Origin of the sequence: Micromonospora sp. NPDC002296 (assembly GCF_040296145.1) — a bacterium.
Taxonomy (GTDB): Bacteria; Actinomycetota; Actinomycetes; order Mycobacteriales; family Micromonosporaceae; genus Micromonospora.
This window is the reverse complement of record NZ_JBEOWQ010000024.1, coordinates 81,294-91,976: the sequence shown is the minus strand read 5'-3', so window position 1 is coordinate 91,976 and position 10,683 is coordinate 81,294. Positions and strand designations below refer to the sequence as shown.

Here is a 10,683-nt window from a genome sequence, read left to right as displayed (position 1 = left end):
CACCCGATACGCCAAACGGGCCTCTCTCTACCGATCCAGCCTGGTCCTCATCGCCGCCATCATCTGGCTTCCATGATCGACAGGACAGGCCCTAGGCGGGGACGCGGGCTACGGCGAAGACCGACTGGCCGAACGGGGGCCGGACCAGTTGCTCCGCCGCCTTGGTGGCGGGGAGGACGAGGGTGTCGTAGACCTTGACCATCGGGCCCTCCTTCGGCATCAGCCGGAAGACCTTGGTCGCCATGAAGTAGCCGATCAGGCCGAGCGCGTTCGCGTAGTGGATCTTCTCCACGGTCAGGCCGGCCTCGGTCATCGCGGCGGCCAGGGTCTTCTTGGTGTACCGGCGGACGTGGCCGGTGGCGATGTCGGCGGGGCCCATCGCGAACTGGAACGCCGGCACGATGATCACCACGGCGCCGCCCGGACGGACCAGGTCGCGCATGCTGGCCAGCGCGCTCACGTGGTCCTCGATGTGCTCCAGCACGTTGTACGAGACGGCGGCGCTGTAGTCCCCGCGCTCGGAGTGCGGCAGGAGCATCTGCCGGACCTCGATGTTCGGCTGCTCGGCGAGGCGCTCCTTCAGGGCGACCAGCCGGTCCGGGTCGGCCTCGGTGGCGGTGAACCGGGGGAAGTACTCCGCCCACGCCAGGGCGTAGTCGCCCAGCCCGCTGCCGATCTCGATCGGGTTGTCACCGAGGTGCGGGACGGCCAGTTCGACGAACCACCTGCGGTGGTTGACCGCCGTCGCGAGGCCTTCGAGCACCTCGGACTGGACACGCTGATCCCCAGTGATTTCTGCCATGCGTCGATTCCTCACGGTGTGACTCGACCTGCCCCGGGACCGACAGAGTGAACCATCCGAAGCGGACGGTGGGGAAATCGGGGCATCGTGGTGGCCGAATTGCGGTCGGGGGTGGGCACGAGATCGGCGGTCGGCGAACCCGGCACATAGTACGCCAGTCCCCAGAAACATGTCACGTCAGTGCCATACCCTGACTACTCTACGAATTGTCATGACTACTCCTCAAGCGGACCGCCCCGACGGCGAGCCCGGGGACGGCGAGGCCGAACCCCCGGTGGCGGACGCGTCTGACGAGGGGACGGGCAGGGGCGCGGCGTCCCGGCGGGGGCGCCGGACGGACGTCCTCGCCGTGCTCAGCTTCGCGCTGATCGCACTCTGGGTGACCTTTCGACTCTGGGCGAATCCGACGCACGGGGTCCGCGACAACCGATCCGACCAGGCGCTCTTCGAGTGGATGATGGCGCACGGCGCGCGCGTACTGACCGATTTCGCCTATCCGTTCGGCTCGGACCGGATGAATGTGCCGGACAGCGTCAATCTCATGGCCAACACGTCCGTATTATCCATTTCTCTGCCAATGACGCCGGTCACCGTCCTGTTCGGGCCGCGTACCGCTTTTCTGGTGTTCCTCACCGGCGGCATGATCGCCACCGCGACCGCCTGGTACTTCGTCCTCTCCCGGGTGCTGGTCGGCTCCCGGGGGCCGGCCTGGCTCGGGGCCGGGTTCTGCGCGTTCGCCCCGGCGATGGTCTCGCACGCCAACGCCCATCCCAACATCGTCAGCCAGTTCGTGGTGCCCCTGATCGTCTGGCGCACCCTGCGGCTGCCCGACGGCGGCCGGTGGCTGCGAAACGGCGTGCTGCTCGGGCTGGTGATCGTCTGGCAGGCCTTCATCAACCTGGAGATCCTGCTGATGACCGCCATCGGGCTCGGCGTGGTGGTCGTCGCGCTGGCGCTGGGCCGGGCCGAACTGCGCCGGCGGGCCCGGCCGTTCCTCGCCGGGCTGGCGGTCGCCGCCGCCCTGGCCGCGGTGCTGTTGGCGTACCCGCTGTACGTGCAGTTCTTCGGCCCCGGCGCGTACGAGGGCCTGTCCGAGCTCATCCGCGGCTACCGCACCGACCTCGCCTCGTTCACCGCGTTCGGCCGGGAGTCGATCGCCGGCGACCCGCAGACCAACCTCAAGCTGGTCAAGAACCCCACCGAGGAGAACGGCTTCTTCGGCTGGCCGCTGGTCATCCTGGTCGGTGCCCTGGTGTGGTGGCTGCGGCGCAGTCCCGTGGTGCTCGGCCTCGCCGCGGTCGGCCTGCTCTTCGCGGTGCTCTCCCTCGGCCGGGAGATCCAGTTCGAGGGCCGGGCGACCGGGATCGCCGGGCCCTGGGCGGCCCTGGAGAACCTGCCGATCCTGCACTCGGTGGTGCCCACCCGGTGGGCGCTGGCGACCGTCCCGGTGGTCGGGGTGCTGCTCGCGCTCGGCGCGGAGCGGGCCCGCCGGCTGGCCCGGGAACACCCGGCCGCCCGCCCGCAGATCCGCTTCGTCACCGCCACCATGCTGACCATGGCGCTGCTCCCCGCGTTCCCCACCCCGTTGCCCTCGGTACGCCTCGACCCGGTGCCCGAGTTCGTCACCTCCGGCGCCTGGCGTCCGTACGTGGCCGGTGGGCGCAGCGTGGTGACCCTGCCGCTGCCGGACACCGACTACCCCGATCCGCTGCGCTGGTCGGCGGCGACCCGCCTGGACCTGCCGCTGGCCCGGGGCTACTTCCTCGGGCCGGACACCCGGCCGCGGGCGCCTGAGGGGCGGATCGCCCTGTTCACCGCCCCGCCCCGCCCCACCAGCAGCTTCTTCATCACCATCCGGCGCACCGGCCAGGTCCCGCCGGTCACCGCGCCGACCCGGGCGTCCGCGCTGGAGGACCTGCGGTACTGGCGGGCCGGGGTGGTGCTGCTCGGCCCGCACGAGCACGCCGACGCGCTGCGCCGGGGAATGACCGAGCTGACCGGCATCCGCCCCACGTACACCGGGGGGGTCTGGGTCTGGGACGTCCGTCCGCTGACGGACTGAGCCCGCCGCCGGCGGACCAGTTCGTCAGCGCAGGCAGCAGCCCTGGCAGACCTTCGGCCTGGGCAGGGTGAAGGCAAGGCAGCAGGTGCGGCGCTGGACCGTCGGCTCGCCGGCCGGGCCGGGCACCAGCTCGACCAGGTCCGCCAGGTCGAGGGCGTGCAGCAGCGTCTCGACGTGCCGGGTCGCGGGGCCGGGCAGCGCGTCGGTGGCCCGCAGCACGCCGTGCGCGATGCCGGAGGCGACCGAGCCGAGCAGCGTACGGGTGCCGATGCGGACCTCCGCCTGGATGGCGGTGACCAGCGGGGCGAGGTGGGCGTCGAGCAGCGAGGCGCGGAGCACGGCCAGCAGCGCGGCCTCGTCGGCGACGACCCGGACCTCCGGCAGCCCCGCCAGGGCCAGCGGGTCGCCGGGGAGGACCGCGACGGTGGTGGACCGGCGGAGCCCGAGGGTGACCAGTGGGCGGTGGTCCTCGAAGTGGATCAGAACGTCGGCCGGGTCGAGCAGCGGCACCCGGCGGGCCGCCGCCCAGCCGAGCACGGCCGGCAGGGCGACCCAGTAGCTGTACGACTTCCAGGCCAGCGCGGCGCAGGCGTGCGGGGTCCCGCCCCAGCGCAGGGCGGCGGCGTGCAGCAGCTCGGGCAGCCGGGTCCCGTCGACCAGGGTGGTGGCCGGGGCCCAGCCGAACCGGTCGTCGGTCACCAGCAGGCCCGGAGCGAGCCCGGGCAGGTCGTCGGTTCCGAACATGGCACGCAGGGTCGCGGTCACGGGGGCGAGGGGCGTCGCGGTCTCCCGCGTGGGCATCACCGCTGTCACCGCATCTCCCCCCGACCGAAGCTCTGATCCGTGAACTAAGGCTAGCCTAACCAAGGCTTCAGGGATAGGGAAAGCCCCGACCTGCGGCTACCGGGAGGCGTCCGTCACCCTGGCGGCCTCCCGTGCCCGGGGGCGCGCCGGCGTACTACCCGGCCCGGAGCGGGGAGAACGCCGGCCGGGCGGACCTGGCAGGGCTGCGGAAGCATTGACGTTCATGCGTGAACTGTCAAGCCGAATGTCGACAAGATGCCACTTCTGTGCGCGTTCACGTACGGAAAGTGAAACTGATACTCCCCGGCGTTGAGGAAGCTGATGACGACCTCTCCCATCGAGCGGGCCGCCGACTCGTTCGCGGCCGAACTCGCCCGGCAGCGGACCGGGCGGGGGCTGTCCAAGAAGCAACTGGCCACGCTGATGGGCTTCGACCCGTCCTACGTCAGCCACGTCGAGGGGCGCCGGCACCGGCCGACCGAGGACTTCGCCCGCCGGGCCGAGGCCGTGCTGGAGGCCAGCGGCGCGATCTGGCAGCGCTTCCGGGAGTACGACGAGCTCCGGCACGGCCGCCCCACCCCGCCGCACCGGGATCACCCGGCCCCCGGCCAGTGGATGCCCCCCGGCACCGGGCTGATCGTGGAGGGCGAACTGGCCACCCTCACCCACACCGACGAGGGCTACCGGTGCGTCATCCGCCGGGAGCTCTACAACGCCGGCACCGAACCGGTGACCCGCTACCTGGTCCGGGTCGCCGTCGACCGGTACCCCAACGACCCGGGCCGGTCGAACCGGCACCACCGGGAACACCCACTCACCTTCGCCGAGCTGCAACTGCTGTCGTACCGGTACGACGGCGGGGAGCCCGAGCCGATGCACTGGCGGGCCAAGCACGACCGGGACGCGTTCAAGGAGATCTGGCTGCTCTTCGAGAACGACGAGGGCCGCTTCCCGCTCTACCCAGGCGAGCGGGTCACCATCGAGTACGCGTACCGGGTGAGCCGGGAGAAGTGGGGCCCCTGGTTCCAGCGCGCCGTACGCCTGCCGACCCGGCACCTGGCGGTCCGGCTCGACCTGCCCACGGACCTGGCTCCCCAGGTCTGGGGGGTGGAGACCACGCTCTCGTCCGAGGAGGGGCCGCTGCGCCGGCCGATCAGCCGGCACGAGCGCGGCGGCCGGACGATCTTCGACTGGGCCACCGAGGACCCGCCGCTCAACGCCCGGTACCGGTTGCAGTGGCGGTTCCGCAGCCGCCCGCCCGACTCCGACCCCGGCGGGCCGGTCGGCGGCGGCCGGGTCCGGGCGAGCGACCGGATGCGGGGGCTCGGCATCGTGCAGCGCGGCGCGGACCTGCTACGCCAGCCCAGCCGCCAGTTCGGCCTGCCGGTGGAGGAGGCGACCGCCCGCGACGTGGTCGACCGGCTCAGCTCGGCGCTGGTCCGGCTCGACGAGCTGCACCCGTTCAGCAAGGGCGTCGGCATCGCCGCCCCCCAGCTCGGCCTCGCCTGGGCCGCCGCCGTGGTCCGCCCGCCCGACCGGGGTGCCGAGCCGGTGATCCTGCTCAACCCCCGGGTGGTCGACTCGTCACCGGACACCGACGAGCAGTACGAGGGCTGCCTCTCCTTCTTCGACCACCGGGGGCTGGTGCCCCGGCCGCTGCGCATCGACGTGGAGCACGCGCAGTGCGACGGCGGCCGGATGATCACCTCGTTCGAGTTCGCCATGGCCCGGCTCGTCGCGCACGAGATCGACCACCTGGAGGGCCGGCTGTACGTCGACCGGATGACGCCCGGCGTGCCGCTGGTGCCGGTGGAGGAGTACCGCGAGACCGGCAACCCCTGGCGGTACTGAGACGAGCGAGGGGGCGGACCGGGTCGCGTGCCCCAGGGGGCGGAGGCACGCGACCCGGTCCTCTTCGGGGGGAGGAAGGTCTTCGTCCGGGCGTCCGGGCGTCCGGGGTATTCGGCGGCCGGCGCAGTCGCCGAACGCCGTACGGCGTCGTGCTACAGCTCGCCGAAGGTGTCGTACCGGATGTTCGGCGGCGGCACGTCGTCCCCGGCGAGCGCCCGCAGGGTCGCCCGGACCATCCGGGCCGAGCCCGAGACGTAGCAGTCGTGGGCGGTCCACGGGCCGTACCGGGCCACCACCTCCGAGATGTCGCCCCGCTCCCCGTCGAAGTCCGGCTCCGCGCTGCACGCCGGGGTGACCGAGAGCCAGGGATGGGTGGCCACCAGCTTCCGCAGCCCGTCCAGCGCGTACAGGTCGTCGGCGTGCCGGGCACCGTAGAAGACGTGCACCCAGCGGGTCCGGTTCCAGCCGGTGAGCTCCTCGACCAGCGCCTTGACCGGGGCCAACCCGACCCCGCCGGCGACGCACAGGATGTCCCGCTCCGAGGAGCGGTCCAGGGTCATCGACCCCATCGGCGCGGCGACGCGGAGCAGGTCCCCCGGCCTCGTCCGGCGCACCAGCGCCCCGGACACCCAGCCCGCCCCCGACGGCGTCCGGACGTGGAACTCCAGGACGTTGTCGTCGTTCGGGGCGTTCGCCACCGAGTACGTCCGCCACACCCGGGGCAGGTGCCGGGGGACCTCGATACTGACGTACTGGCCGGCCCGCCATGGCAGCGGATGCTGGAGGGCGCGGACGGTCAGCACCGCCGTGTCCGGGCCGTGCCGCTCGTGGGTCAGCACCTCGGCGTGCCAGTACGGCGGGTTCTCGTCCGCCGCCGCCCCGGCCAGCATCTTCTCGACGATCGCCGCGTACGCGTCCCGCCACGCCTGGTCGTACTCCAGGTTCCAGCCGTCCCCGGCGGTGCTGCGCAGCGCGTCCAGCAGGGCGACGCCCATGGTCGCGTAGTGCGCCGAGTCGACGTGGTACTTCCGGTGGTCCCGGCCCAGCGAGCGCAGGTACTCGTCGAAGCTCTCCGGGTCGTCCACCACCTGGGTCGCCGTGACGATCGCGTCCAGGATGCGGTCGCCCTGGCCGGTCATCGCCGCCGGGAAGAGCGGGCGCAGCGCGGGGTCGAGGAGGAAGAGCCGGGCGTAGAAATGACCGCTCAACCGGCCCCGGTCCTCCTCGACCAGGGTCCAGCTCTCCTTCAGCAGCCGCGCGACGTTGTCCAAGACGCTCCTCCTCCTGACCGGCGGATCGGGCCCCCATAGAATGTCCACGGAGCGTGTGCGTCGGTCGCACAGAATGTGCGATCTCCTCATACCGCCCTTCGGCCCGTTGTCCCGCCGGCCGTCGGAGTCGGGCACAGTGGTGCGGTGACCGTTGAGCTCAACCGGCCGGCGTCCCGCCGGGTCCTCGGCACGGAGACGCTGCTGGTGCTCGGGCTCTCGCTCGGGCAGTCGGCGGTCTACGCGCTCGTGTCGATCATCGCGAAGCTGACCGCCGACGGGCCGCTGTCGAAGCAGACCGCCGCGCTGAACACCTCCCAGTCGGCCCGGCCCTGGCTCGACCTGACGTACCAGCTCCTCGGCATCGTCTTCGCGCTGCTGCCGGTGCTGCTCGCCGTACACCTGCTGGCGCGAGACCCCGGCGACCCCGGTCGTACCCTCGGGGTGGACCTGCGCCGGCCCGGCTCCGACCTGGCCCGGGGCGCGGGCCTGGCGGCGCTCATCGGCCTGCCTGGCCTGGCGCTGTTCTGGGCCGCCGCGCAGCTCGGCGTCAACGCCACCCTCGTCCCGGCCGGCCTGCCGGAGGTCTGGTGGGCGGTGCCGGTGCTGATCCTCGCCGCCGTGCAGAACGCCGTGCTGGAGGAGGTGATCGTGGTCGGTTACCTGGTCACCCGGCTGCGTCAGCTCCGGTGGCGGCTCGGCGCGGTGATCGCCGCGAGCGCCGTCCTGCGCGGCTCCTACCACCTCTACCAGGGCTTCGGCGCGTTCCTCGGCAACGCCGTGATGGGCGTCGTGTTCTCCTTCTTCTACCTGCGCACCAAGCGGGTGATGCCGCTGATCATCGCGCACACCCTGCTCGACGTGGTCGCCTTCGTCGGCTACGCCCTCCTGCCGAAGTCCTGGTTCGACTGGCTCTGACGGGCCGCCCCGTAACCCGACGCCCGCGCCACGCGTCGATCCCGCTCCGCCCACCCATCCGGGCGGGCGCTGCCGTCAGCGGGTGCGCGGTGGCCGGTAGGCGGTGACCGCCCGGGCGGCCAGCCGCTCGGCGGCGGCCGAGCCGCCCACCGCGGCGGCCAGCACCGCCGCGCCCGGCACCAGCCGGGACGCCACCCGCAGCCCCAGCCACCCCCCGGCCTGCACGGCCAGCGGCGCGGCCAACCGCCAGGCAGCCTCAGCCACCCGGGGCCACGGCTGCTCGACCGGGTCGGTCGCCGCCTCCGCCGCCGCCAACGCCACCCGGGCGCTCTCCGCGTCCGGATGCACCCGGGTCAGCACCAGCAGCTCCACCGCCCGTTCCGGGTCGGCCGGATCCCGGCCGTACGCCGCCGCCAGGTGCAGCACCAGGCCGGCCTGCGTCCAGAGCACCGCCGTCAGCTCCGCGACCGGCGCGAACAGGCCCGCGAGCGCCGCCGTCGCCCCGCCCGCCGTCGCCAGCCGGACGAACCGCCGGGTCGCGAGCCGGGCCAGCCCGTCCGGCGTCGCGTCGGGGTAGACGCCCCGGAGCGACGCCGCCCAGTCGCGCGCCCCCGGCCCCAGCGCCCGGACCGCAGCCAAGGCCAGCAGCTCCGGGGCGAAGCCCGGGTGGTCGAGCACCCGCACGGTCGTCGCCCGCAGGCCGTCCACGTCGGTACGCGCCGACACCGCCCCCGGCGCCCGGCCACCCGCCCCGGCCCCAGCCTCGACACCTGCGGTCTCCGGATCAGCCACCCCGGGCGCAACCGTCTCGGCGGTGGGGGTCTCGGCGGTGACCCTCGCGGGGGTCGCCGCCTGCGGGGTAGCAGCCTCCGGGGTGCCCGGCTCCGCCGGGGCGGCGGCCTTTCTCCGGGCGGCGGCGGCCCTCTTCGGCTGGGCGACGCCGGTGGTCTCCTCCGGGGCGGCGGTCTGTCCGAGGGCGGTGGTCTCCTCGGGCTCGGTGGCCTTTCCGGGCTCGGACCTCTTCCTGGGCGCGGTGGTCGTCTTCCTCGGCGCGGCGGCCCTCTTCGGCGTGGCGGTCCTGCCGGCCGTGGTCGGGGTCGCGTCCTCCTCGGCCGGGGTCGCCCTGGCTGCCTCCTTGGCCGAAGTTGCCTTTCGAGCGGGGGTCTTCCGAGCTGGGGTCCTCCGGGTGGCCCGCGCCCCGAGGGCCGAGCCGACGGCGGCGACGCCCGTCTCAGAAGCCTCGGAGCGGGCGGTGCGCGGGGCGACCGGTTCGGCCGCTTCAGGCTCGGCCGCCGAGGGCGGCGCGTCGTCGGTGCCGCTGTGTTTCCGATCACCTCGGCCGGGCGTGCCCGTCGGCGGCTGAGGCGGTTCGGCCGCCTCGGTGGCCGGGACCGGCCGGCCCGCGGCGGACCTGGGGGCCGGCAGCGGCGGCGCCGGCCGGTCGGGATCCGGCGGTTGGAAGAGCACGGTGGGGGCCGCCGCCCGGGCCCGGCGCGGCTGTGGCCTCTTCGCGTCCGGAGGCGGGGCGTCGGCGGGATCGGGAGGGACGGGCGGCGTGAAGGCCGCGCGCGGAGGACGGCGTCGACGCGCACCCTCACCAGGCACGGGACGGGGCGGGTCGCTTGGCGGATGCTCCTCCATGTCGATGGAGCGTAGCCCTGATTTGGGTGTCGCACACCGGTAAAGCTCCTGGATGGGAAGCGGCGACCACCCAGCTCCGGGCGGTCCTCCCTGGGCGCCTCCGCCCGGGCTCCGGTAGTCGCTTTGCTCCGGACGGGTGCGGGCCTGTATTCTCGGGCGCGGTGGTCTGCGGGCCACCGAGGAGACTTCGCCTAGTCTGGTCTATGGCGCCGCACTGCTAATGCGGTTGGGGTCTTAAAGCCCCTCCCGGGTTCGAATCCCGGAGTCTCCGCGCGAAAGCCGGTGTGTAGACTGGTCGAGCAGCAAGCGCCCGTAGCTCAACGGATAGAGCATCTGACTACGGATCAGAAGGTTAGGGGTTCGAGTCCCTTCGGGCGCACAAGATCAAACAACGTCTGACCTGCGGAAACGCGGTCAGGCGTTTTTTGTTGATCGTCCCGGATGGACGGTGGGTGTCACGGGGTGTCGTCACTTTCTGTAATCTTGGGTGGGTCGCACAGGCTTTGAACTGGTCTTTCGTGGTGGTGTCACCGCTGCTTGGCGGGCGGTGCGCTTGTTTTTTGGGCGGGTGTTGGGGCGGTTGCTCTGGCCCCGGTTCCTGATCTTTTCGCGGGTGCGGCGGGCTGCGGCGAGGACCAGTCGGGCGGTGGCTTCGGCGCACTTGCGCTGGGCGTATGGCAGGACGCTGGTGTAGGTGTCGGCGGTGGTGACGATGCTCGCGTGACCGAGTTGGTCTTGCACGGGTTTGAGGTCGGCGCCGGCTTCGTGGGCGAGGGACGCCGCGCCGTGGCGGAGGTCGTGCAGGCGGATCGGTGGGATGTCGGCTCGCTTGACGAGTCGGTTGAAGTGCCGGGTGGCGTACGGGGGGTGCAGCGGCCTGCCGTCGGCGCGGATGAACACGTAGCCGCTGTCGTAGCAGGCTCTGCCTGCGATCTCGCGGGCGGCCTGTTGCTGACGCTGGCGGCGCAGGTGCTCGCGGAGCACGGCCCTTCGCGCCGGCCCAGATGACCAGCTTTTCGCCCGGTGCTCGGTGCTGTGGTCTCCCGGGGTGTGTCGAACCAGCAGTCGGGTGTTTCCCGCAGCGGGGTGTGTCAGATCCGACCTGCGAGGGCCCGACCGGCCCGACCCGGAGCGGGTCCGCCGCCGAGCCGGCGGACCCGCTCCGGTCGACATCAGGGCAGCCGAATCGTCCTGGTGTTGGGGAAGCTACCCGGGCAGGACCCGGAGGAACCCGTGCCGACCACGACGTATCCCGACGGAATTGGCGAAACCGAGCAAATGACGGTGGTCCCCGTGGTGGACGGAACGCGAATGGTCCAGGTGTTGGGGAAGCTGCC

At 72.8% G+C, this 10,683-nt stretch carries 9 protein-coding genes and 2 tRNA genes; 6 read left to right on the top strand and 5 right to left on the bottom strand.

Annotated features, from left to right (window positions below; translation table 11 throughout):
* Positions 1–91: 91 nt before the first annotated feature.
* Positions 92–802: a class I SAM-dependent methyltransferase gene (locus tag ABT023_RS19435; protein ID WP_350887481.1), complete on the bottom strand. Its 711-nt coding sequence runs from the start codon at positions 800–802 to the stop codon at positions 92–94.
* 211 nt (positions 803–1,013) lie between these two features.
* Between ABT023_RS19435 and ABT023_RS19430 the strand changes: the two genes are divergently transcribed.
* A complete protein-coding gene (locus tag ABT023_RS19430) occupies positions 1,014–2,864 on the top strand; it encodes a DUF6311 domain-containing protein (RefSeq protein ID WP_350887479.1) in 1,851 nt (616 codons plus the stop codon).
* A gap of 24 nt (positions 2,865–2,888) precedes the next feature.
* Here ABT023_RS19430 and ABT023_RS19425 read toward each other — a convergent pair whose 3' ends face one another.
* A complete protein-coding gene (locus ABT023_RS19425) occupies positions 2,889–3,665 on the bottom strand; it encodes an IucA/IucC family C-terminal-domain containing protein (protein WP_350887486.1) in 777 nt (258 codons plus the stop codon).
* 324 nt (positions 3,666–3,989) lie between these two features.
* On the opposite strand from ABT023_RS19425, the gene ABT023_RS19420 reads away from it, so the two are divergent.
* A complete protein-coding gene (locus tag ABT023_RS19420; protein WP_350887476.1) occupies positions 3,990–5,519 on the top strand; it encodes a peptide deformylase in 1,530 nt (509 codons plus the stop codon).
* A gap of 152 nt (positions 5,520–5,671) precedes the next feature.
* On the opposite strand, the gene ABT023_RS19415 is transcribed toward ABT023_RS19420, so the two are convergent.
* Positions 5,672–6,790, bottom strand: coding sequence for a globin domain-containing protein (locus ABT023_RS19415; protein WP_350887473.1), 1,119 nt, complete (start codon positions 6,788–6,790; stop codon positions 5,672–5,674).
* 144 nt (positions 6,791–6,934) lie between these two features.
* On the opposite strand from ABT023_RS19415, the gene ABT023_RS19410 reads away from it, so the two are divergent.
* Positions 6,935–7,705, top strand: a complete 771-nt coding sequence (locus tag ABT023_RS19410; protein ID WP_350887470.1) for a CPBP family intramembrane glutamic endopeptidase — start codon at positions 6,935–6,937, stop codon at positions 7,703–7,705.
* Between the two features lie 75 nt (positions 7,706–7,780).
* Here the strand turns inward: ABT023_RS19410 and ABT023_RS19405 are convergent, their stop codons facing one another.
* Positions 7,781–8,497 carry a hypothetical protein gene (locus ABT023_RS19405; RefSeq protein ID WP_350887468.1) on the bottom strand — a complete coding sequence of 239 codons (717 nt, stop codon included), beginning with the start codon at positions 8,495–8,497 and terminating at the stop codon, positions 7,781–7,783.
* A gap of 22 nt (positions 8,498–8,519) precedes the next feature.
* On the opposite strand from ABT023_RS19405, the gene ABT023_RS19400 reads away from it, so the two are divergent.
* From ABT023_RS19400 to ABT023_RS19390, 3 genes are all read left to right on the top strand, one after another.
* The gene (locus tag ABT023_RS19400) at positions 8,520–9,068 is read left to right on the top strand and encodes a hypothetical protein (RefSeq protein ID WP_350887465.1); all 549 of its coding nucleotides are present in this window, start codon (positions 8,520–8,522) and stop codon (positions 9,066–9,068) included.
* A gap of 458 nt (positions 9,069–9,526) precedes the next feature.
* Positions 9,527–9,617 (top strand) — tRNA-Ser (locus tag ABT023_RS19395).
* Between the two features lie 35 nt (positions 9,618–9,652).
* Positions 9,653–9,725 (top strand) — tRNA-Arg (locus tag ABT023_RS19390).
* 89 nt (positions 9,726–9,814) lie between these two features.
* On the opposite strand, the gene ABT023_RS19385 is transcribed toward ABT023_RS19390, so the two are convergent.
* Complete coding sequence (locus ABT023_RS19385; protein ID WP_350887463.1) at positions 9,815–10,330, bottom strand: tyrosine-type recombinase/integrase; 516 nt, start codon at positions 10,328–10,330, stop codon at positions 9,815–9,817.
* Positions 10,331–10,683 lie beyond the last annotated feature (353 nt).